The sequence below is a fragment of the Exiguobacterium indicum HHS 31 genome, from assembly GCF_001939065.1.
In the GTDB taxonomy this organism is placed as follows: Bacteria; Bacillota; Bacilli; order Exiguobacteriales; family Exiguobacteriaceae; genus Exiguobacterium_A; species Exiguobacterium_A indicum.
The window spans coordinates 48,196-71,845 of the sequence record NZ_MPSZ01000004.1 but is presented as its reverse complement, the minus strand read 5'-3'; the positions used below and the strand labels follow the sequence as shown (position 1 = coordinate 71,845).

Below are 23,650 nucleotides of genomic sequence, written 5' to 3'. Positions count from 1 at the left end.
TCAGTAGCGGATTTTTTATGTTTTTAACAGGAAATGTAAAATAAATGAAGAATCATTTTTTAAGACTTGGACGCACACTCACTTTACCAAAATGTGATGTTTGATCAAATCGTTGGTAGAGATCATTTAACACATCGCGCTCATAAGGAATCTGCTCTTCGATCCGAATCTCGATTGTGCCTTCTTTCACTAAATGAATAAGTTCTGCTAAGTGATGTTGCTGTCGCTTCATCTCATCTACTTTTCCTTTTAGCAAAGGAAGTGCGACGAACACAGCCTCAAGTGATAAGGCTTTACTATGCATCATCGTTAAATCTTGTGTCGTCCGTGTCGCGATCGAAATGATGCGTCCGCGTTCTTTAGCGAGTATGAACGATTCTTGTAAATGATCGCCACCCACCGTATCAATGATGACATCGAATCCGTCAAAATCCAGTCGTTTGAGCAATGCTTCAGCTGATTCTTCCTTATACCGATGAACGCGAATCCCTCTCGCTTCTAACCAAGCTGCCTTCTCGTCCGAAGAGGCGCTCGCTGTGACGTCGCACCCATAATGACGCGCGAGTTGAACAGTCAGGTGTCCCACTCCGCCCGTTCCACCTGCTACATACACACGGATTCCTGGTGTAATTACGATCCGTTCTTTTAAAATCTCCATCGCCGTTAACCCGATCACCGGTAAACAACCAGCAATCTCAGCTGAGACCTCTTTTGGTCGTAAGACTGCCATCTGTTCGGGCACAAGCATTTCCTCCGCTAGCGCACCGGCACGTGTTCCAAGCCCACCGCCGAATGCGACGATGCGATCGCCGATAGAAAAAGACGTCACACCCTCGCCGATTTCAATGACTCTCCCTGTTACATCGCCCTGGAGAATTCCAGTCGTCGATGCTGCTGCCACGTGTCCGAAGAACATCTTCGTATCAAGTGGATTGATGCTCGACCCCTCGACTTGAATGCGTAATTCGTACTTCCCCGCTTTTTCAGGTGTGACGTCTTTTTCTATAAGTGATGCGTCTTTTCCGTATTGATCGACTACGAATGCTCTCATGAAGAATTCCCCCTTTTTCATTATTAGTCTATCATGATTCAGAATTCTCTCACATTAGGTCTTCATGCTATGATGAAGGTATCTTATGACGAGAAGGGACGTTTTTGATTTGAAACAAGAATTGATTGATCGTCTAACTACATACGTGAAAATCGATACACAATCGAACTACGAGAGTACGACTGTTCCAACAACTGAAGGACAATGGACACTGGCTCGTTTGCTCGTAGAAGAATTAAATGCAATCGGTATGGAGGAAGTCACAGTCGATGACAATGGGTATGTCATGGCGACGTTACCTGCTAATACAGATGCAGACATTCCGACAATTGGTTTCCTTGCTCACCTGGATACAGCGACGGATTTCACGGGCACGAATGTCCGTCCGCAACTCGTGGAAGCATATGACGGAAATCCGATCACGTTGCGTGAAGCACCGTCTGTCATCCTATCGCCTACTGATTTTCCTGCACTTCACAACTATGTCGGTCACACATTGATGACGACGGATGGTGCGACATTACTCGGTGCCGACAATAAAGCCGGAATCGCAGAAATCATGACAGCCATGCACCATTTGATTTCGCATCCGGAAATCAAACATGGTCGCATTCGTGTTGCCTTTACGCCAGATGAAGAAATTGGTCGTGGACCACATCACTTCAATGTCGAAGCATTCGATGCAACGTATGCTTATACAGTCGACGGCGGTCCGCTGGGTGAACTCGAATACGAGAGTTTCAATGCAGCGGCTGCTAAAATCGTTTTCCACGGAACGAACGTTCACCCGGGAACAGCAAAAGACAAGATGGTCAATTCGCAGAAACATGCGATGGCATTTCACGATCGTCTTCCTGGAGAAGAGTCTCCTGAATTCACAGATGGTTTTGAAGGATTCTTCCATCTGATTTCGTTTGACGGTTCTGTTGAAAAAACGACGCTCGACTACATCATTCGTGATTTCGATCGTGAAGCATTTGAAGGACGGAAACACTTCTTATCTGCTCTCGTTGAGGAGTGGAACAAAAAGTATGGAGCAGGCAGCGTTGAAATCGACTTGCATGACCAGTACTACAACATGCGTGAAAAAATCGAACCTCACATGCACATCGTTGATATCGCTCATGCCGCGATGGAATCTCTTGATATCCAGCCAATCATTAAGCCGATCCGTGGTGGAACGGATGGATCACAACTTTCGTACATGGGTCTTCCGACACCGAACATCTTTACAGGTGGCGAGAACTATCACGGCAAGTTTGAATTCATCTCCGTTGATAACATGGTAAAAGCGACGCAAGTCATCATCGCTATTGTTCAAGGGTTTGAACAAGCCGCTCGCTAATCAAAAAGCAGATTCTCAGCGCTGAGAATCTGCTTTTTTTATGCTTGGCGTTGCTGTTTTTTCAAACGGTAGATATAACCGATTAATAAAAAGATGATTAAGGTCGATGCCATCATAAGTTCCTTTGACCATTCTCCGACAAAGGAGTTCGAATTTTTTTCGATATCCCGATTGGGTATCTGCTCTTTCATCTGATTCGCTTGACGCTTCGTAATCTTAAAGCTGTCTTTCCACTTCCACGTCTTGCCTTCTCCCTTAACGCGGATCTTAATGTGATACGTGCCGGGTTCTAAGATTCCTGTCGTTTCAATCGGTGTTTTCATATAAATCGATGGTGCGAATCGAACGTCCATTTGTTTTCGAACCACGACTTTTTTTCCTTTCGTGACGATCGCTTCGAATTTCATCGTTTTACTAATGGTCGGTGCTTGATTTGCTAATTTAACGAAAACAGTAGGTCTTGAAAAAGAGGACTTTGCCTGCACCCCCTCATATGTGATGACGGGTGCAGTCTCTTTGATTGAAGAACGAACTTTTAATCCAATGACGTAGGCATGACGATTTTGAATGCCGATGGTATTGTCGTTAGTCGTTTCACCTTCCGGCTTGCTCTCAATCCGAATACCGGCAAGCAATGTCCCATCCAACTCATTTGACACTTCAAGTGGTAAAGAAACGATTTTCGACTCTCCGCCTTTAATGAATGTTGATTGCGTATTCGGTTTAATGAGATCCGTCAACGAAGTCGACGCTAATGGAACGGATTTTTTCTGATCATAGACGATCAAACCGTTATTATTCGTTGTGGCATTTCGGATTGAAGTTAAAAACGTATGATCAGCGGGTCCGTGATTATAGATTCGAACTTGAAGATTCGTCTTTTGTTGCGCTGGCATCCTTAAATCGAAATAGGTTACACCGGAATCGACCTGATACGCATTCGGAACCGCTTCGACCGAAAAATTAACACGATCTTCTGCAAAACTGTCTGAAGGTGTCATCCAGACAAGTAATCCATAAAGCAAAACGATTAGACAACCGACTCCCCATCGTTTCATCTCTCTCCCCCCATTTTCTCATCAATTCACGACGTCAGAGAGCGTCCAATCGAGCGTAGCGGTATGTTTTCCTTCGACTTGAACACCGACAGGAACGTTCAGCGTAATGCGATCGTTATCTGTCCCGTTTCCCTTCCAATAAATTTGCCACGTTGAAAACGTTCCAGCAGCTGATGCTAAAATAACTTTTGCATCTCCCGGATTTCCAGGTGTTAAGGTAACATTTCCTGTCGTAGGTGCTGCATTAATTGGTAATCCAATCAAGGTTTGTACATCACCCGCATCGATCGTCAACGTGGATCCAGCCAAGGAATCTTTCCCACCGCTATCTTTAAAGGTACTGAGTTTTACTTTAACATCCCATTTCGTAGGGAGAATACGTCGATCCGTTACTTGTAAAAAGGGCTTTTGATCTTTTGCTTTGAAGAGTGCTTTATTAACAAGTACTTCGTTCGAGCCAAAATTGAAGTTAGGTGCATAATCGAGTGTGAGTGGTCCAGTGTTTCCGGTTGGCGTATTTCCTCCGTTATCCTGAGGTCTATAGGGAGTATTCGGATTAGGTGAGTCTGGATCGACGATGATCGGTGCTGCATTCGTCGTAAATGTGATTTCAGCCTTGGATGTTCCCGTTGAGGTATTCGCAGCCCACGCAGAGGTCGTTCCTAATATTAAAGCAGTACTTATCAAGATCGTTGAAAAAGCAAAGCGTTTTTTCATCTTTGTTCTCCCCTTTTCACGGTGCATCGACTAAACTCCATTGAATGTCTGCGCTATACGATAAAGGTTTCGGATATTTTCCTGTTAAATCGAGAACGATGCCTTCATTTTCAGCGTACGTCAACGGTGTCTGATTTGAACTCGCCGACATCGTTCCCGTAGCCACTTCAATTGCGGTTGTTTGCAGTAATTGGGTTTTCGAAGCGGTCTTAAAATAAAGAACATCGGTTAAGACATCACCTGTCGTACTCGTCAAAGGGCGACTGAGACTCGCTTGTAACTTCCAGTTATATCCTGTGGCATTTTCGTGAGAAATCGCAATCGTCATTGGGGATACACGAGGAATAATCTTCTCTCGCCCCGTCAACTCATGACTACCAAAATCAAGAGTGGTCGGAGTCGTCAAACGAAGTGTTGAGCCAATCATTAAATCTGCTGATGCTGTACTATTACTTAAAATATTTAAATCAATCGCTTCATCGATGACAGCACTTTTGAAAGTGTATTGATTTGTAGAATTGATAGGTAAATTATTTATTTCGAAAACAAGTTTATATTCGATATTGTTTAATAACCCTAGCAACCCTACTGAAATAATCGAAGACGTATTCCAATAAATCAAATTATTTGTTTTATCAATGGTAACACTTTCCTTTTTAACAATATTTCCCGACTTGGAATATTCTAAATAAACACTCTCTGCTTTAATTTTATCCATGATACTTGGTGGAATGATAAAAACAATATATTGTTTATTAGAAAGCCCCAATCCTAGAAATGCGGAAAATCGATTCGTTAATTCAATCGTTTTTCTAGTACCGTCATTTTCAATTTGAACCTCTTGATAACTTGCACTTAAGCTTGAAGTACCTAATAAGCTTATGGAAAGTAAGTTAGGAACTGCTGTATTTTTTCCTTTGTCTGACTTCGATGTTTCAGAATTAGGTGTACTTTCTTCGTTATCATCTGACTGAGGTTGCTCAATTACTATTGTTTCATCTTCTTCAGTTGACGAAGTCTCAGATGTCGGTGGATCTTCACTCTCAGGTGGGGTTGTCTCAGATGTCGGTGGATCTTCACTCTCAGGTGGGGTTGTCTCGGATGTTGGTGGGTCTTCACTCTCAGGGGGAGTTGTCTCGGATGTTAGTGGATTTTCGCTCTCAGGTAGGGTTGTCTCGGATGTTAGTGGATTTTCGCTCTCAGGTGGGGTTGTCTCGGATGTTAGTGGATTTTCGCTCTCAGGTGGGGTTGTCTCGGATGTTAGTGGATTTTCGCTCTCAGGTGGGGTTGTCTCGGATGTTAGTGGATTTTCGCTCTCAGGTGGGGTTGTCTGCTCTAGTTCCAAGAGTTCTTCGCATTGTATCCGTTCTTCTTTTTTTAGCAAGTCCTCTTTCGTTGGATCATTCAACGTCTCTTCACAAAACGATGACGTCAAAGGGTCTGGTATTTCTAGCTCGTCGGTCGTCGCATGACTGTGCGGAATCGAAAAACTTGGCGCAAATAGAATCATGAAGATAATAAATGTATTTGGTGATCGATTTTTATACAAAAATTATCCCCCCTATTTTTTGATACTTATTTTCAATTGAATAATCCTCTTTTACGTTCGTTTCCCTTCTAAATAAGGGAATTAAACTATAAATTTTACATTTAAAAGATATAAAATAAAAGTTTTTTTATCTCTATACTAAAATTAAATAATACATCTATCTTTAATCTACTGATTTATTATTACAGCATAAAAAATAGACCTATAAATTAGGTCTACTTTATTTCTTTTCTTCTGTTGTAGCATCTGGAATCGGTAATTGAACCATACTCCCCGATCCACTGACGAGTGGTGACTTCCCATCCCACTTCTTGACGGCTTCGTATTGAATCATTTCTTCCGTCAATGTCTTCTGTAGTTCTTTTTGAGCTTTTGCCAACCCTTGAGCTTCGATCAAACGGGCATCAGCTGCTCCTTTTGCTTCTACGCGAAGACGCTCTGCTTCTGCTTTAGCGATTTCAAGATCCGTCTTCTTTTTATCGAGTTCCTGCGACGCTTTGACACGCGCATCGATCGCTTCCTGTGTCTTTTCATCTGGTTTCGGTGCACCGAGTGCGACATCCTCGATGATGAAACCGATGTCCTTGACGTCTTCTGCAAACTGCGTTTGAATGCTCGTTGAGACATTCCCTGATTTTTCACCGAATAGTTCAAGGACGGTGACTTTCGAGATTTGCTCACGCGATGCATCATAGAGACGTTGTTTCAGATATCCTTTTGCGATCTCATCGATTTCGATCGGTCCGAACTTATTGAAGACTTTCGTCACCTTATCCGGTGAGACGGAGAAGCTGTATGTAAAGTCGACGACGATGTTCTTTCCGTCCTTGGTCGCAAGCGTCATGTTCTCAAGCGCTTTTGTCTGTGTCCGAATCGGATACTCTGTCACCCGTGTGATCGGTGAAACGACATGCCAACCTTGCGATAACGTCTCATCTTTGACACCGCTTGACGGTGTATAGACGACACCGACTTGTCCAGGTTCGATTTGTTCGACGATGAATGGCGTCGTAGCGAGCAACGCTAGTACGAGCACACCTGCGATGATCATCGATGGGCGAATTTTTTTCTTCGGTTTGATTTCTCTCATTCTGAATCTCCTTTATCGATCTTTTCTTGGATATAGCGGTAGAGTTCCATGCCAAGCAAAACGATGAGGGCGAAAAACAATAATGTGAAAAAGATGGCCATCTAACCCCTCCTCTAACGAATTCCTTACTTTGTTCTACGTATCCATCTGGAAAATGTTTCATTTTTTTAAATGTCCGGTTGCTTATTTTTAATTTCTGTCCTAATATGGAGGGAACTTTGCCTGCTCTACGACAGATCACGATTTGTGGTACACTCGAATGAGCACATCACTTACTAGAAACGAGGGTTCATCTCTATATGATTACAGTACAAAACGTCGGTCTTCGCTTTGCAGATCGAAAATTATTCGAAGACGTCAACATTAAGTTCACACCAGGTAACTGTTACGGTCTGATCGGTGCAAATGGCGCTGGTAAATCGACATTCTTGAAAATTCTCGCTGGTGACATCGAAGCACAACAAGGCGATGTCATCATCACACCAGGCGAACGTTTAGGCGTTCTCCGTCAGAACCATTACGAATACGAAGAATTCCAAGTCATCGAAACGGTCATGATGGGACACAAACGTCTCTATGAAGTCATGAAAGAAAAAGATGCCATCTATATGAAAGAAGATTTCTCGGACGAAGACGGCATGCGTGCTGCTGAACTCGAAGGTGAATTCGCTGAGATGAATGGTTGGGAAGCGGAGTCGGAAGCCGCAATGCTTCTTCAAGGACTCGGCATCAAGGAAGACCTTCACTCGAAGACGATGGCTGAGCTGACAGGATCGGAAAAGGTCAAAGTTTTGCTTGCGCAAGCGTTGTTCGGTAAACCAGACATTCTCTTACTCGATGAGCCGACGAACGGACTTGATTTGAAAGCCGTCAAATGGCTCGAAGAATTCTTGATCGGATTCGAGAACACGGTCATTGTCATTTCCCACGACCGTCACTTCTTGAACAACGTCTGTACGCACATGGCGGATCTCGATTACGGTAAGATTCAACTGTATATCGGAAACTACGATTTCTGGTACGAGTCAAGTCAGCTTGCTTCGCGTATGGCAAGTGACCAAAACAAGAAAAAAGAAGAGAAAATCAAAGAACTTCAAGCCTTCATCGCGCGTTTCAGCTCAAACGCTTCAAAAGCGAAACAAGCGACGTCGCGGAAGAAATTGCTTGATAAAATCACACTCGACGACATTCGTCCATCGTCACGCCGTTATCCGTTCGTTGGTTTCACACCGGAACGTGAAATCGGAAATGACCTCTTGATGGTCGACGGCATCTCGAAGACGATCGATGGTGTCAAAGTCCTTGATAACGTCCGCTTCTCGTTGAACAAGACGGATAAAGTCGCGTTCATCAGTCAGAGCGATATCGCAATCACGACTCTCTTCAAGATCCTTATGGGTGAGATGGAACCGGATAGCGGTACGTTCAAATGGGGCGTAACAACTTCGCAGTCGTACTTGCCAAAAGATAACTCGGAATTCTTCGAAGGCTCGGACAAGACGATCCTCGATTGGCTCCGTCAGTACTCACCGGCAGATGAGAGCGATACGTTCCTCCGTGGATTCCTCGGTCGGATGCTCTTCTCAGGAGAAGAAGTCATGAAAAAAGCTTCTGTCTTATCTGGGGGCGAAAAAGTCCGTTGTATGCTTTCAAAAGCAATGCTCAGTGGTGCTAACGTCCTCGTCCTCGACGATCCAACGAACCACTTGGATCTCGAATCGATCACAGCACTCAACGATGGCTTGATTGCTTACAAAGGCGCGATGCTCTTCAGCTCGCATGACCATCAGTTCGTCGAAACAATCGCGAACCGGATCATCGAGTTGACGCCGAACGGTATCGTCGATAAAGAAACGACATACGATGAGTACTTGAACAATGATACGATCCAACAGCAACTAACAGCGTTATACGCGCAATGATTTTGAGGAGACCGGAACTGTCGTTTCGGTCTCTTTTTTGAACACGTTGAAGGAGGAATGCGACATGAGGCACCGCGTATGCGCTGCGTTGATCGAAGAGAAACAGATCCTAATGGTCGAATTACACACGCCTTCCCGGACATTTTGGACGTTACCGGGCGGAGGTGTCGAGAGTGGCGAAACAAAAGAACAAGCCGTCATGCGGGAAGTATTAGAGGAGACAAACCTTCACGTCACGATTGAACGACAACTCTACGAGATTTCAATTGATCAAGGAACAGAGACATGCTTTCTCGTCCGACGTGCCTTAGGCAGTTCTGCACCTCGACTCGGGATTAATCCCGAACTCCCATTTGACCAACAAGAATTACGAACCGTCCGTTTCCGACCATTAAAGGAACTTCACGATGATCCACAGATTGCTCGTTTGCTGACCTTACTGTAAAGGAAAGATTAACTAACTGAGATATAACTGACTAGGTTTCTTTACACCCTCTACATAATCGACTGATTAAATGGAAATGTAGTAACAACACAAACTCATTTGGGGGAAACAAAAATGAAACGAACACTCATGGTTGGTCTATCAGCAGCGGTCTTGTCATCAAGTATGGTCCCGATGTTCGCGGATGCCCATAGTTCTTCTCATAGTACACGCAACATTAAGAAGGTCGAATTCTTGTCGATGGATGCACCGACGAAAATCGATCAGATGGTAAAAACCTATACAGAAGCAAAAGTTAAAGTCACGTATACGAATGGTAAAACAGAAGTGAAACCGTTGAACTATAATCAACTGTTCCTGTCGCAAGATAAAATCGTCGAAAACAAAGGAGAGATGATTGCAGCAGGTACACCAATCGATGCTAAAGGTAATCCGATCATCGACCGCAGTGTACCGGACAAACCGGAAGCTTTCGTCTCAGATGCACCCGACTCGAACAGTCTGCTTGAAGTCCACGGAAAAAAATACATGGTTTCTCACTTCGAGTATGACTCGATCGACAACGCTGGTAATGAAGTCAAGGGACTTCCAGCATCGATGACATTAACAGAAGTCGTACAAGATAAAAAGACAGGGAAACTTGCTGTCAAAAAAGCCAGCAAGATTGATTTTGAGAACGTCAATGGACTCTGGACACCATGTAACGGTTCGACGACGCCATGGGGAACGCACCTTGGGTCAGAGGAATATGAACCAGATGCTCGTGCGTTTGAGTCAGACAAAACGTCAGCTGCTTATAAAGAAGTAAATGCCTTCGCTGAGCACTATTTCGGAACGACCGAAAAAGCAAATCCTTACTTCTACGGCTTCACACCGGAAATCTCGGTCGACCGAAAAGGGAAAGCGACAGCAGTCAAACACTACAGTACAGGTCGTTTCTCGCACGAGATGATGCAGATTCTGCCGGATCAAAAGACAGCGATCTTCGGTGACGACGGAAACAATACGATGATGTTCATGTACGTCGCGGACAAAAAACGTGATTTCTCAAAAGGAACACTTTACGCGGCGAAGTTCAAACAAACACGCGCAACAGAAGGCGGAGCGGGTGATATCGAATGGATCAAGCTTGGTCATGCTTCCGATAAAGAAGTCAAACGCTTGATTGATAAAGGGACGAAGTTCAGCGACATCTTTGAGACAGCCGATGCGCCAACTCCGGGCTTTAAAGCGGTCAAAACAGCTGCTAGCAAAAAAGTCGAATACTTGAAGCTCAAGCCTGGTAAGGAAAAAGAAGCTGCCTTCCTTGAATCACGCCGTTATGGTGCGTTGCTTGGCGCAACATCAGAATTCAACAAGATGGAAGGCATCACGGTCAACGAGCAAGACAAAAAAGCCTACATCGCCTTGTCTTATGTGTCAGGCAGTACCGAAAAACAAGAAGGTGCTGTCCAAGACGACATCCAGCTTGAAAAACGCGAATCGGGTGCAACATTCGAAATCGATCTTGGCCGTGCAACAGGCATCGACAGCCGTTACGTACCAACGAATATGCAGGCACTCGTCATTGGTGAAGATTTGAAGAAGCCGGATGCTTACGGCAACACAGCGAATCCGGATCTCGTCGCGAATCCAGATAACCTCGCTTATTCCGCGACATCTAATACGCTCTTTATCGGTGAAGATAGCTCCTTGCATACGAATAACTTCGTTTGGGCCTATAATCTGAAGACGAAGAAGCTTTCACGGATTCTGTCCGTTCCAGTCGGAGCGGAAGCAACTGGTCTCCGTTCACTCGATCATGTTGGTGGGTATAGCTATCTCTTGAGCAACTACCAGCACCCAGGTGAAGCATTGACAGGGAAACAAATCACGGCCGTCGATCCAAAAGCGCTCGAACAAGCGATGAAAGACGGCATCGGGATTCAAAAAACAGGTGGTGTCGGTTACCTCTCTGGTTTACCGAGCGGTCATAAATCGTATACGCATCGATAAGATACTAAAAACGGATTCCCAAGCGCGGGAATCCGTTTTTTTATGCGTTGTTCTTCTTTTGTTTTGCTGCCTCTTCTTCCACACGTTGCAGCAGTCCATGAACGATTTTCTCGTTCTCCCGCTCGCCACCGAGTGACAAGAGACTTTTTCCAACAAAGTTCGCCCCCTCATTTTTTCCCGTATAGATCAACAGACAGCGATCATGGTCGATCGGTTTGAGCGTAAAGGTCATCTCGATCTTGAATATTTTAGCCAATGTGAATCCAATCGTATTTTGCTTGAAGTCCGGCTCGTTCGTATAGGCTAAATCGGTCACGATATAGGTTTCGAGTCGATTGCCCTGCATATACGTTTGGCGATAGGTCGAACCGACGACACCCGGTTTTCGTTCAATCACCTCGTGCTGGACGACATTTGGAATCAAACGCTGCAGTCGCGTGTGATCAAACAAGTGCCATGCTTCTTCAATCGGAATATCGAGCTGTCGTTCTTCTCTCCACGTAATCATACACCTGCCCCCTTTTTCTATAGAAATACCCTGTCATCCGGTCTTGTAACGTCCGGCGACAGGGCGAGAGCAGATTCTTATTTTACTGTGCTTGTTTCAAGGGCTGCACCGAGGAACTTCGCTAGTTCGAGCATACCGTAGCGTCCTGCAGCTGCCTCAGCATCCGAATTATAGTTCGTATTCGTATTGACGTCATACGTATAGATCGTACCTGACGTATCCTTAATGAACTCGATACCGGCGACCGCGATTTGGTTCGCTTGGAGGAATGCTTCATATTTTTCAATGATTGGGTCATCGAAGCCTTCAACGATTTGGAACTTCATCGGTGTTTGCGGTGCTTCTTCACCAACTGGGCAGAACAAGTCGTCGATTACACATGCATCCGCTGGGCAAAGCTCAAAACCTTCTGATGTATCGACTCGAACCGCGTAGACGAACTTTCCACCTACGAACTCACAACGTGTGATGTACGGTTCTGGTGCTTGAATATACTCTTGAATCAACGTGATGCCATCGACTGGTTCGTCGAATGTCGGACCGTCGAGATAAGCTTCAAGTGCTTCAATCGAGTGGAACAGCTGGACGCCGAGACCTTTCCCAGCCCGGTTATGTTTCGTGATGAATGACGAAACGCCAATTTCTTTTGCTGCTTGTACGATTTGATCGCGTCCGACGGCAGCCGTCGTCTTCGGTACACGAATCCCAGCCTTACGCAACGCCGTGTATTGATTGACTTTGCTGACTTCTAAACGAAGCGCACGCGTTCCATTAAAGACAGTCCGGTCATGCTCTTCTAACCAAGCGAGGACCCCTTCCGTCAACTCCGGCGCGTAACGATGCCCCCGCGTATGCGAAGAGGCACTCATGCGGCTGTAAAAGACGCCTTCTGGCGGCAGTTCGTCCAGCGGAACGATCCCTTCATTCAAGTGCCACTCTTCATACGGTAACTCGAGTTCTTCGAGACGTTTGATGAGATGGTCCGTCCATTCTTGATTTTCGTGGAGAATATGAATTTTTGTCATGATTGTTGACCTACCTTTCGTTTCGCTTCGACCAGTGGCATTACGTCACGAGCAAAGCGTTCCATTTCTTCGAGTTGTGGTGAGAATTGTAATAAGAGTAACGTGACACCAACAGCTTCGAATGCTAGAATCCGTTCAGCGATTTGTTCTGGTGTTCCGATTAAATTCGGACGTAGACCACGGTTCGAGACGGAATAATCGTTTCGTTCGACCTGTTGCTCCAGTTGCGATTTACTGATGAAATCCTGATAACCGGCATAACCGGCGCTGTCTTCCTTAACGTCCGTGATGCGTTGCCATTCAAGAAGTGCTTCTTCTTCCGTATCCCGACAAATGATGTAGGCCGCAAGACCGAAGCTCTCGAGCGGCGTTTGTCCCGTCGTTTCCCGGCGTACTTTCATATCATTGATTTTATGGGCTACTTCTTCAACAGTACCCCCATGCATGACATAAGCATCACAGTGTTCGACGATCGTTCGTTTTCCAGCTTCACTCTCTCCACCAGCGTAGAGCTTGATGCCTGGACGCTGGACTGGCTTCGGATGGAGTTCCGCCTGCTCGATCGTGTAGTGATGACCGGAGAAGCTATACGGTGACGCATCTGCCCATAGTCCTTTCATGACCGTGACGAACTCTTCCGTCCGAGCATAGCGTTCATCGTGCGCTGTGAAGATACCGTTGTATTGTTTCGCTTCCTCTGCCCACCACGCTGAAACGACGTTGAGCGTAAAGCGTCCACCACTCAACTGATCGATGTTTGCCGCCATCTTCGCTGTCGTCGCTGGATTATGGAACCCGGGACGAACCGCTGTCATGATCTCAAGGCGTTCCGTCGTTGCAGCAATCGCTGCTGCCGTCGTCCATGCCTCAAGACTCGGTTCCTTGATGCCTTTAATATCGTTCAAGTTCAGTTCCGCGATCAACGTCGTCGAGAAGCCGATCCGTTCTGCTGTTTGTGCGACTTGTTTCGCATAATCGAAGGTCGGTGGCATCTGTTCATCCTCGACATTACGTAACCATCCCCCAAAAATCGGTAACCAAAAACCATACTCCACTCCATCGTCCCCCTTATCATAAAAAAACGCTCTTTTCGAAGTTCGAAAAGAGCGACGGTATCTTGTCCTGTCCGCTCTTATCTTCGGAAGGTATCCCTTCCTGGAAGTAGCACCTTCCGCCACGGCGGGGTTGCTGAAGTGTCTTCGGGCCAGTCCCTCGACTTCTCTAGATAAGATGTGTTGCATTCATCGTACAAAATTCACTGAACTAAAGCAACTATTAAACCGTCTTTTCCCATCGGAATTATTTCACACATAAAAAAATCCCGACGTAGTGTCGGGATCCGGTATTAATATGGTGCGACGAAATCTGATGTTGGCTCTGGCGTTTGTTCACCACGAACACGATCATAAAATTTTGCAAAGGTAACACTGAAATATGGTGTAATCCACAAGAATGCTAGGCCGAGGGTAACGATTCCTAAAAGAGCCCAACCAATAAACGACAGTAGAAGAAGGAATGCTTCCATTTTATGCCCGTCCATCATTTTTCGGGAGCGTGTAATGGCCTCTAAGATACCAATCGATGGTTCATCTCGCAAAATATAGAACGTTAGCATGTAAGAAAATGATTTAATGATTCCCGGTACGACTAATAGCAGTAACCATAAGAAGATAAAAAAGAGTTGTACGATGGCTAGACCAATCACTTTGAAAAACATACCATATGGTTCAAATAAATCCGTCACTTTCGTTTCTTCTCCGCGAGCAATCGACATCGCAATCCAAGTCCAACCGACTCCGACCGGGATTAATAAAATCGATACCAACGATACGACGAGATCCATCGTATTAGCTGGTTCATCTATATCTGATCCAAATAATCCAGGCACACCTTGAATGATACTAAACAGAATAACTGTTAGGACTGCGAATCCCCAACGACCGCTGAGCGACTCCTTCGCTGCTTTTTTTAATTGAGATGACATGAGTAAGGTCCTCCTTGAAAAATAAGTTCTCACCTTACTCTACGGCTAATAACTTCTAATGTTTCACTGATTTTTCAATAATTTCCCCTCTTGTTTCTGTTTCAACCAAGCGCGCTCAAGTTGCCGCTCACACGCTGTATATAACGAACGTCGACCGTCGAGGCGTTCCATCGCGAATGGAATACCATGCTTTTTCGCCTGAGCGATGACATGTGCACTCGCTGCATGAGAGACACGGCTCGTCACGACGACGATCGCGTCCGTCTTTTTGGCGAGATAAGCAATCTTTTTCGCGGACTGTGCGTCCCCTGCTAGATGAATTAATTCGATCCCCGTCGGCGCAAAGAACTCACGATAGACAGCGGTCTGTTGTTCGTTTCCAACGATAACAAGACGCATGCCTGTGAAGCGCGTGAAATCTAACGGTGTCTTATCAACGAAATCCATCAATTGTCCCGGTACGGCTGTTGTTACGATCGGTTCAATCGTTTGCTCTTTTGGCATACGGACGCGACGCTGCGCTTTTTTAGCTTTCGGCACCGGTTGCCGTTTCATTTTTCGTGCATACCGATTTGACTTTTTTGTTGTCACAGGCGTCTTCACTACCTGTTGTTCTATCGCTGACGGACGGTTGGATGATGCGTTGACGATCGGCTCTTCAAACGTGAACGGATGCTTCCAAGCAATCGTTAATGTATCCTTCCGTCCCCGCCACATGACGAGATCGACAAGTTGCCCTGCTTCTAGTCGGAAATAGCGCATGTCTTCTACCGGTACAACATAATAGAACGATCTACCCGACTCATCTTGCAGTGGACCATTCACCGTTTCCTCAATGATTCCATGTGCTTTGACGATTGCTTGTTCAAACACGACACGTTCCGGATTCTCTCTCATTCGCTCCGTCGAGACGACGGCTTCGATACGACATATCGTTTTTTGATCATCCTGACGATCGACACGGACCCGGACTTCCATGCCGTGCTCGAGATTCCAATCGCGGACGTCTCGTTCAGAAATATGACTGCCCGACCATTCTAGTAAAGTACCGCCTTTTAACCCCCGCTGAAACGTATAGGCATAACGTTGCTTGCGTACTGGCTCGACCGGTACTTGCGGTGGCATGACGATGGTCTGCTCTAGCTCTATTGCTTCATCGATGACCAATGTTTCTTGAACGTCGCGCGGTGCATAATACGCTGACATCTTGACCCATTCATCGATTCCGTTTACTTCGTCGAGCCAGAGTTGCCAATCTTCATACCGCTCCACGGCCGCTAATTTCATCTGTACCAATTCAGTTGCTCGTTCCATCACCTGTTGCATCATCCATGACCACTTCCTTTGCGTTTTTTTCACTATAGCAACGAAAAAACGCGGAAGTAGTTCAAAAAAACAGCCTGGTTGTTTTTTTGTTTAGGTACGTTGTTGAATTTCCACAGCCGGATCCTGACGCTTATATTTTGCGACGATGACGATCAAAACCGTGATGATCACAAGCAGGAACCAAGAAGACAATTTTCCAAGATCAACGACTGCCCATCCGCCTTCTTGATGCGGATAGACCCAGCCTTTAAAGAACGTTACGATGTTCTCCGCGATCCAAATGAAAAAGGCGATCAATAAAAAGGACAGGACGAGCGGCATCCGGTAGATCGTTTGCTCGATCGTAAAATGAACCCATGACTTATAGAAGACGAGAACGACGAGGACCATCAATAGCCAGCGTGCATCGAAGATCCAGTGGTGGGTGAAGAAGTTGAGATAGACGAGACTCCCGACGCTGATCGCAAGCCAAGGTGGTGGAAATGCTATAAATCGTAAATGAAATCGCCGAAACGCCTGGCAGACATAACTCGCAACGCTTGCGTACATGAATCCTGCATACAAGGGAACACCAGCCACTTTCGTCAAAGCGTCTTCCGGATAACTCCAAGATCCGACGTTCACTTTAAACAGTTCAAGGGCTAGACCAATGACGTGAAACAATAAGATCAGTTTGAATTCTTCCATCGTTTCATAACGCGTGACGAGTAAGACGATTTGGACGAGAATACACCAAAGCAACAAAAGATCATATCGAGCAACCGGTTCAGTAGGAAGATAACGTGAAAGAGCAAGCGCCGCAAAAATCATCACGGGAAAGACGCAACAGATGGCTTCTATGTATGTAAAACGAATCAGGTGCCGGATCGCTTTCATTTTTCTCCCTCCTTTTTCTTCAGTATACGTTTCTCTTTTATCCTTCCCCTCCTACTTAGGATGTAAAAAACGGAAAATTTCGTCTTTCTTCTTCCACTTTCCTCATGATACAGTTAACAAATCAATTATTTTTAAGAAATGAGGTGCCAGACATGACGCGTCATCGTGCTTCCTGGTTGTTACGCGCTACGTTAAAGTGGGGGCTCTTCCTACTTGGTTTATTTTTACTCGCCCTTGGCTCATCGATGATGATCACAGCTGAACTCGGTGTCTCGACGTGGGATGTATTGCATCTCGGTCTCCAAAAAAAGACGCCGCTATCCGTCGGAACGATCATCTTGCTTGTCGGTCTATTACTCGTTTTCGTTAAGTACGCATTAGACCGCGTCACACCGCAAATCGGAACGCTCGTCAACGCGATTTTCGTTGGTGTCTTCATGAATCTTGTGCTTGGTTCTCATCTCTTACCCTCTTTTGAATCGATCTGGTTGAATACGCTCTGGCTGATTTTCGGTATCTTCATCATTGGGATGGGCGCTGGTCTGTATGTCGCTGTCGGATACGGGGCTGGTCCACGTGATGGGTTAACGCTGACACTTGCAGAGCGCTTCGGAACGTCGATTCGTCTGATGCGGACGATCATGGAAGTCACGGCATGCGGCATCGGTTGGTTGCTTGGGGGACCTGTTTTCTTCGGTACGATCCTCTCGATTTTCCTGATTGGACCGTTTCTGCAATTTTGGTTGTTTTATTTCCGCCGGATCATTGCAGCGATTGATGCAAAAGGAATTCCAGCGTCTGAACGCCAAATTAGCTAAGTCGCCTGACTCGATATCATTCTGCGTGAATGATATCTTTTTTTATGTCAGAAGCAGATAAGTTGCGCCATCAAAATAAACACGTTATATTCGTTTACATATCAATCTTTGATACGTCAAAGGTTTCTTCGAACGAAGGGAAGGATGTGATGGATTGAGTATTTCCTGCACCGAAAAAGGACGTTTGATCTATGCACTCGTCTCCGTCAATAAGACGATTGCTCAAAAATTCGATCTCTGTACGGATGGTTTCAGTCAGACTCGAATGGACCTACTTGCTCAACTACAAGTCGATCAAACGATCAGTCAAAAAGAATTGCAAAAACGTGTCAATGTCGATCATGCAGCAGTGACCCGTCATCTCAAACATCTGGAATCGACCGGGATGATTGCTCGCGAGCGGTCAGCCGCTGACAATCGGGTGATTCTTGTTTCCTTAACGGAACAAGGGGCGACGCGCATTGCACGATTACGCGAACAAAAAGATGAGTTCCTCGAGAACTTACTCGAAGGATTCTCCGCTGAAGAACAACGGACGCTAGCTGAGATGATTCAACGCATCGAAGCGAACGCCGACACATTACCTAAATTAAAAGAGGAGTCGATTTAATATGGCAACGCAAACAACAACAGACTTCATGGAAATCGTCAAAGGACGTCGCTCGATCCGTAACTACGATACAGACGTGAAGATCTCAAAAGAAGAAATGACACAAATTCTTGAAGAGGCAACACTCGCACCTTCTTCTGTCAACATGCAACCATGGCGTTTCCTCGTCATCGATAGCGAAGAAGGCAAAGCAACACTTGCACCACTCGCGAAATTCAACCAAGTCCAAGTCGAGACATCTTCTGCTGTCATCGCGGTCTTCGGTGACATGAACGCTGTTGATCAACTCGAGAACATCTACGATACAGCTGTCGCAAAAGGACTCATGCCACAAGAAGTACGCGATCGCCAAGTACCAGCGATCCAAGGGATGTACAGCAGTGTATCGGCGAACGATTTGAAAGACAGCATCTTGATTGACTCGGGTCTCGTCTCGATGCAATTGATGCTCGTCGCTCGTGCACACGGATATGATACAAATCCAATTGGTGGTTACGAGAAAGATCAAATCGCGGAAGCATTCGGTCTTGAAAAAGATCGTTATGTACCGGTCATGTTGCTATCGATCGGTAAAGCGGTGGACGCTGGATATCCATCAGTTCGCCTACCAATCAACGACATCGCAGACTGGAAATAAGTTTTTTTACACTATAAAAAAAGAAAACACACACAAGGGAGATTGAATAATTATGACTACTCAAACAACAACGGACTTCATGGAAATCGTCAAAGGACGCCGCTCGATTCGTAACTACGACACAAACGTAAAAATTTCAAAAGAAGAAATGACACAAATCCTTGAAGAAGCAACACTTGCACCATCTTCAGTTAACATGCAACCATGGCGTTTCCTCGTCATCGATAGCGAAGAAGGTAAAGCGACACTCGCACCACTCGCAAAATTCAACCAAGTTCAAGTCGAGACATCTTCTGCTGTCATCGCCGTCTTCGGTGACATGAACGCAGTCGATAGCATCGAGACAATCTATGATATGGCTGTGGAAAAAGGTCTTATGCCGCAAGAAGTACGTGATCGCCAAGTACCAGCTATCAAAGGGTTCTACCGTCCAGAAGACGTTGAAACATTACGTGATAGCATCTTGATCGACTCAGGTCTCGTTTCGATGCAATTGATGCTCGTTGCTCGTGCACACGGTTACGATACAAACCCAATCGGTGGTTACGAAAAAGACCAAATCGCAGAAGCATTCGGTCTTGAAAAAGAACGTTACCTCCCAGTCATGTTGCTTTCAATCGGTAAAGCAGTGGACGCAGGATACCCATCGGTTCGTCTACCAATCGCTGACATCGCAGAGTGGAAATAAGCGATTTCACCTAGTCCGGATTCCTTTCATAGGAATCCGGCTTTTTTGTATACTCAAAGAAAAGGAGGTGTCAGCGATGTATGATGTGACGATTATCGGAGCTGGTGTAGCAGGAATTTTCCTCGCCCATCAGCTCGTTGAAGACGGACAACGCGTCCTACTGCTCGATGCCGGAAAACCGATTCGCGAACGAACAGCAGAAGATGCGTATCTTGGATTCGCAGGGCTTGGCAAATCAGAAGGAAAGTTTAATTATGCGACGGGATTCGGTGGAGAACTCGTCTCAAAAATCGGTGAAGAGACGACTCGACGACTGTTCCAAGAAGTCGATGATCTTTTATGTACATATGGTGGAGATACAGTTGAGACCTATTCGACGCATTCCCCTATTGTAGCGTCTCGCGCCCGCCGCGCCGGTCTACATTCGGTCGAGACGACCGTCCGTCATTTAGGCACAGTACGGACAGCTGCTGTCTTCACGGCGTTTGAGGACGCCTTATTACCGCGTCTCGATGCCCGATTCGAAACGACAATCGAGCAGATCACGAAGTCGAAGTCGTTTACGATCAAAACAGCGGACGAGACCTTCGTCAGTCAACGGATCGTGTTCGCGACAGGTCGTTCAGGTGCAGACTTTACGTTGCACCAGTTAGCGACGCTTGGTGTCACCCCACAGCGAACTCGACTCGATCTCGGGGTGCGAATTGAGACGGATGAGGGACTATTTCGGACATTGTTACAGGAGACGTTCGAGACGAAGCTCGGTTACGACTCGCCTTACGGTCAAGCAGTCACCTATTGCATGAATCCGCGCGGACGGATCATCCGCAAATATCAAGAAGGACTCGTCATGCCGGACGGTCAAAACGTCCACGAGACGGCAGACGGCTCGACGAATCTGAACTTTACACTATTTCTCCCGCGGTATTTTTCGACACTAGCGAAAGCGAATGCGTATGCCGCGCGCATCATTGGCGGAATCAACCAAGGTGGTGATCGCATTCTCATTCAGCGACTCAGTGATTTCCGAACATCGCGAGCGACGGCACACGATCAATTGAGTCGTAACACGGTCATCCCTTCACTAACCGCGTCTCCCGGTAATTTGCATGCAGAAGTACCTGCAGAAGACCTGCTTGTCTTAGAAGCGTTTTTAGAGCGCCTTGAGCAACTCCTTGAAGTGGAACTTCCAGGAGATACGTTGCTTTACGGATTAGATGGCAAGTTTTACGCACCGATGCTTGAGACGTCAGAGACGTTTGAGACGACATGTCCCGGTGTCTATGCGATTGGTGATTGTTCCGGTGCGACACACTCGCTTGCCCAAGCAGCTGCTAGCGGACTCCATCTTGGCCATGCCTTGACGCAAAACAGCCGGTCCCTCTTCGCTTAAGCGGAGAATGACCGGCTTGTCTTATTTCTTGAATGCTTCGTACACTTTCAATTGTTTCCCTTTGACCTTCGTCGTCTTCATCGCCCGGAGGACAAGCGGACCTTTCCCGTTGAGGATATCGACATACGTCAACGTATCCTGAATCGAGATGATACCGATGTCGTCTGCCGTGACGCCTTCAATCTTAGCAATCGTTCCAACAAAGTCGACGGCACGGAGTTTTTTCTTTTTCCCGCCGTTAAAGAACAATTTCATGATGTCCGCATCAAGCTGTTCCGTTTTCGAAGAACGCGTATCTTCCGTCGCCATCTTCTCCTCGAATGCATCCGCTGTCCGCATCAAGTCCTTTTCTGTCGGTGCTTGGCGACGTGTCAGCTTCCCGTGATACTGCTCAATTTCCTTTAGGCGACGTTCGTCTGCCGGCGTGACGAGACTGATTGCTTGTCCTGCTGCTCCTGCACGCCCCGTCCGACCGGTCCGGTGAACGTAGCTTTCTCGTTCGACAGGGAGATCATACTGGATGACGTGCGTGATGTTCTCGATATCGATCCCACGTGCCGCGACATCTGTTGCGACAAGAATTCGGAACTTCCCGGCACGGAAGGCTTTCATCGCATCGAGTCGATCGTCTTGTTCCATCCCACCATGGATCGCTTCAACCGGATAGTCATGTGCGCGTAGACCATTCGCGACGAAATCAACGTGTTCTTTCGTCCGACAGAAGATCATGCAACGATCCGGGTTTTCAGCGACCAGGACATCTTTTAAAATGGCAAACTTCGTCTTATCCGTCACCGGAATATAACTATGCGTAATCGTTGAGACGACGGTTTCACCCACTTCGATCCGTTTTGGTGCCTCCATGTAACGGTCACTCAACTGTTCGATGTCTTCTGGGAAGGTCGCAGAGAACAATAGTGTCATCCGCTCCTTCGGTAACTCAGACAAGATGGCATCGACTTGATCGAGGAAGCCCATGTTCAGCATTTCGTCCGCTTCATCTAAAACGACGTAACGGACTTTCTCAAGCGATAACGTGCCCCGCTCGATATGATCGCGTACGCGTCCCGGTGTTCCGACGACGACGTGTGTCTTTTGCTTGAGCTCCGTGACTTGCCCACGGAACGGTTGCTTGCCGAAGACAGCTGTCGCTTTGATCCGCTTATAACGTCCGATGTTCATGATATCTTCTTTGACCTGCAAGGCCAGCTCACGTGTTGGTGTCAAGACTAAGACTTGTGGTTTGTTTTCTTCCCACTCGACGAGTTCACACAGTGGGATCGCAAACGATGCCGTCTTTCCGCTCCCCGTTCGTGATTTGACGATGACATCTTTTCCAGATAGTACGACCGGAATGACGGATTGCTGGACTTCGGTTGGTATCGTGTAGCCGAGTTGCTCGATTGAATCGAGAATCGGTGTGCTTAAGTTAAAATCATTGAATCGTGTACGTGTCATAGAATGTCCTCATTTCTTATCGTAAAAAAAGCTTCCCACCGAAACGATGAGAAGCCCAACGAATTATTTGGATGCTACTTTATCTTTTTTGATTTGCTTACTACGTAATTGACCACATGCCGCATCGATGTCTGTTCCGTGCTCGAGACGAACACCACAGTTCAAGCCGTTCTTTTTCAACGTATCGTAGAACGTCGTGATATCTTCAGACGTACTGCGCTGATATTGACCGTGCTCATCGACTGGGTTGTACGGAATCAAGTTGACATACGTCAGGTGACGTTTGTCTTCGAACAGTTTTGCGAGTTCGACTGCGTGTTCCTTTTGGTCGTTGACGCCACGAAGCAAGATGTACTCGATCGTGATTTTACGGTTCGTCGTTTGAACGTAATAGTCGATTGCTGGCATCAATTTCTCAAGCGGGATCGCCCGGTTGATTTTCATGATTTGCGTACGCAATTCATTGTTTGGTGCGTGAAGCGAGATCGCCAAGTTGACTTGGAGTTTCAAGTCAGCGAACTTGTAGATCTTGTCTGCCAAACCACTTGTTGAAACCGTGATGTGACGTGCACCGATTGCAAGACCATTGTGGTCCTTGATGACGTTCAAGAAATCGACCATGTTGTCGAAGTTATCGAACGGTTCACCGATACCCATGACGACGACGTGGCTGACACGTTCTTCGTTACCGACTGCATCGAGGTGATGTTGGACGTTCATGATTTGCTCAACGATTTCGCCTGCTGACAAGTCGCGGCTCTTTTTGATTAGACCACTTGCACAGAAGCTACAGCCGATGTTACAGCCGACCTGTGTCGTAACACAGACAGAAAGACCGTACTTATGACGCATTAGAACCGTTTCAATCAAGTTGCCATCATATAATTTGAAAAGGAACTTGATTGTTCCGTCTGCTGATTCTTGCTTGACCGCTTCTGTCATCGAGTCAATCGTAAAACTCTGATCTAACAACTCAAGGCAATCCTTGTTGACATTCGTCATTTCCGCGAAAGTCGTGACACGTTTACGGTAGAGCCAATCCCATACTTGTTTGGCACGGAATGGTTTGTGCCCTTGATTCGATAACCATTCTGTCATCTGCTCAAGCGTTAATCCATAAATGGATGGTTTATTCATTTCGAAAGACCTCATTTC

General features: G+C 46.2%; 22 protein-coding genes and 1 riboswitch. Of the genes, 9 read left to right on the top strand and 13 right to left on the bottom strand.

Annotation, left to right across the window (positions count from 1 at the left end; genetic code table 11):
• Positions 1–52 precede the first annotated feature (52 nt).
• Positions 53–1,051, bottom strand: coding sequence for a zinc-binding dehydrogenase (locus N179_RS11155; RefSeq protein ID WP_023469771.1), 999 nt, complete (start codon positions 1,049–1,051; stop codon positions 53–55).
• Positions 1,052–1,160: 109 nt separating this feature from the next.
• Here N179_RS11155 and pepT point away from each other — a divergent pair, with 109 nt between their 5' ends.
• Positions 1,161–2,396 (top strand): peptidase T, encoded by a 1,236-nt coding sequence (pepT, locus tag N179_RS11150; RefSeq protein WP_075642890.1) that lies wholly within the window; start codon positions 1,161–1,163, stop codon positions 2,394–2,396.
• A gap of 38 nt (positions 2,397–2,434) precedes the next feature.
• Here pepT and N179_RS11145 read toward each other — a convergent pair whose 3' ends face one another.
• The 4 genes from N179_RS11145 to N179_RS11130 form a co-directional block, all read right to left on the bottom strand.
• Positions 2,435–3,454: a WxLIP family cell surface protein gene (locus N179_RS11145; RefSeq protein ID WP_023469773.1), complete on the bottom strand. Its 1,020-nt coding sequence runs from the start codon at positions 3,452–3,454 to the stop codon at positions 2,435–2,437.
• Between the two features lie 21 nt (positions 3,455–3,475).
• Positions 3,476–4,171: a WxL domain-containing protein gene (locus N179_RS11140; protein WP_023469774.1), complete on the bottom strand. Its 696-nt coding sequence runs from the start codon at positions 4,169–4,171 to the stop codon at positions 3,476–3,478.
• A gap of 16 nt (positions 4,172–4,187) precedes the next feature.
• Positions 4,188–5,720 (bottom strand): hypothetical protein, encoded by a 1,533-nt coding sequence (locus tag N179_RS11135; protein WP_075642889.1) that lies wholly within the window; start codon positions 5,718–5,720, stop codon positions 4,188–4,190.
• A 220-nt stretch (positions 5,721–5,940) separates the two neighbouring features.
• Positions 5,941–6,810: a prohibitin family protein gene (locus N179_RS11130; RefSeq protein WP_035395536.1), complete on the bottom strand. Its 870-nt coding sequence runs from the start codon at positions 6,808–6,810 to the stop codon at positions 5,941–5,943.
• 299 nt (positions 6,811–7,109) lie between these two features.
• Here N179_RS11130 and N179_RS11125 point away from each other — a divergent pair, with 299 nt between their 5' ends.
• From N179_RS11125 to N179_RS11115, 3 genes are all read left to right on the top strand, one after another.
• Entirely contained in the window at positions 7,110–8,732 is a 1,623-nt protein-coding gene (locus N179_RS11125) for an ABC-F family ATP-binding cassette domain-containing protein (RefSeq protein WP_023469778.1), read from the top strand.
• A 64-nt stretch (positions 8,733–8,796) separates the two neighbouring features.
• Positions 8,797–9,177, top strand: coding sequence for an NUDIX domain-containing protein (locus tag N179_RS11120; protein WP_075642888.1), 381 nt, complete (start codon positions 8,797–8,799; stop codon positions 9,175–9,177).
• A 114-nt stretch (positions 9,178–9,291) separates the two neighbouring features.
• A complete protein-coding gene (locus tag N179_RS11115) occupies positions 9,292–11,172 on the top strand; it encodes a PhoX family protein (protein WP_035395534.1) in 1,881 nt (626 codons plus the stop codon).
• Between the two features lie 40 nt (positions 11,173–11,212).
• Here N179_RS11115 and N179_RS11110 read toward each other — a convergent pair whose 3' ends face one another.
• The 6 genes from N179_RS11110 to N179_RS11085 all read right to left on the bottom strand — a co-directional run bounded on the left by N179_RS11110 (position 11,213) and on the right by N179_RS11085 (position 16,891).
• Positions 11,213–11,680 (bottom strand): SRPBCC family protein, encoded by a 468-nt coding sequence (locus N179_RS11110; RefSeq protein WP_023469781.1) that lies wholly within the window; start codon positions 11,678–11,680, stop codon positions 11,213–11,215.
• 77 nt (positions 11,681–11,757) lie between these two features.
• Entirely contained in the window at positions 11,758–12,705 is a 948-nt protein-coding gene (locus N179_RS11105; protein ID WP_023469782.1) for an ATP-grasp domain-containing protein, read from the bottom strand.
• Complete coding sequence (locus tag N179_RS11100; protein WP_023469783.1) at positions 12,702–13,760, bottom strand: LLM class flavin-dependent oxidoreductase; 1,059 nt, start codon at positions 13,758–13,760, stop codon at positions 12,702–12,704. The genes N179_RS11105 and N179_RS11100 overlap by 4 nt, the downstream gene beginning before the upstream one ends.
• Positions 13,761–13,834: 74 nt before the next feature.
• Positions 13,835–13,937, bottom strand: a riboswitch (SAM riboswitch).
• Positions 13,938–14,050: 113 nt separating this feature from the next.
• Positions 14,051–14,689, bottom strand: coding sequence for a DUF975 family protein (locus N179_RS11095; RefSeq protein WP_023469784.1), 639 nt, complete (start codon positions 14,687–14,689; stop codon positions 14,051–14,053).
• Between the two features lie 63 nt (positions 14,690–14,752).
• Positions 14,753–16,018, bottom strand: coding sequence for a DUF2325 domain-containing protein (locus N179_RS11090; RefSeq protein WP_075642887.1), 1,266 nt, complete (start codon positions 16,016–16,018; stop codon positions 14,753–14,755).
• An 87-nt stretch (positions 16,019–16,105) separates the two neighbouring features.
• On the bottom strand, positions 16,106–16,891 hold the full coding sequence (locus tag N179_RS11085) for a DUF817 domain-containing protein (RefSeq protein ID WP_023469786.1): 786 nt from the start codon (positions 16,889–16,891) through the stop codon (positions 16,106–16,108).
• A 152-nt stretch (positions 16,892–17,043) separates the two neighbouring features.
• Between N179_RS11085 and N179_RS11080 the strand changes: the two genes are divergently transcribed.
• The 5 genes from N179_RS11080 to N179_RS11060 all read left to right on the top strand — a co-directional run bounded on the left by N179_RS11080 (position 17,044) and on the right by N179_RS11060 (position 21,037).
• Entirely contained in the window at positions 17,044–17,709 is a 666-nt protein-coding gene (locus tag N179_RS11080) for a YczE/YyaS/YitT family protein (protein WP_023469787.1), read from the top strand.
• Positions 17,710–17,863: 154 nt separating this feature from the next.
• Positions 17,864–18,319: a MarR family winged helix-turn-helix transcriptional regulator gene (locus N179_RS11075; RefSeq protein WP_023469788.1), complete on the top strand. Its 456-nt coding sequence runs from the start codon at positions 17,864–17,866 to the stop codon at positions 18,317–18,319.
• Between the two features lies 1 nt (position 18,320).
• Complete coding sequence (locus N179_RS11070; protein WP_055969693.1) at positions 18,321–18,956, top strand: nitroreductase family protein; 636 nt, start codon at positions 18,321–18,323, stop codon at positions 18,954–18,956.
• A 52-nt stretch (positions 18,957–19,008) separates the two neighbouring features.
• On the top strand, positions 19,009–19,644 hold the full coding sequence (locus tag N179_RS11065) for a nitroreductase family protein (protein ID WP_023469790.1): 636 nt from the start codon (positions 19,009–19,011) through the stop codon (positions 19,642–19,644).
• Positions 19,645–19,720: 76 nt separating this feature from the next.
• Positions 19,721–21,037 (top strand): NAD(P)/FAD-dependent oxidoreductase, encoded by a 1,317-nt coding sequence (locus N179_RS11060; protein ID WP_075642886.1) that lies wholly within the window; start codon positions 19,721–19,723, stop codon positions 21,035–21,037.
• A 21-nt stretch (positions 21,038–21,058) separates the two neighbouring features.
• On the opposite strand, the gene N179_RS11055 is transcribed toward N179_RS11060, so the two are convergent.
• Positions 21,059–22,495 carry a DEAD/DEAH box helicase gene (locus N179_RS11055; RefSeq protein ID WP_075642885.1) on the bottom strand — a complete coding sequence of 479 codons (1,437 nt, stop codon included), beginning with the start codon at positions 22,493–22,495 and terminating at the stop codon, positions 21,059–21,061.
• A gap of 63 nt (positions 22,496–22,558) precedes the next feature.
• Positions 22,559–23,632 (bottom strand): dual-specificity RNA methyltransferase RlmN, encoded by a 1,074-nt coding sequence (gene rlmN, locus N179_RS11050; RefSeq protein WP_023469793.1) that lies wholly within the window; start codon positions 23,630–23,632, stop codon positions 22,559–22,561.
• Positions 23,633–23,650 lie beyond the last annotated feature (18 nt).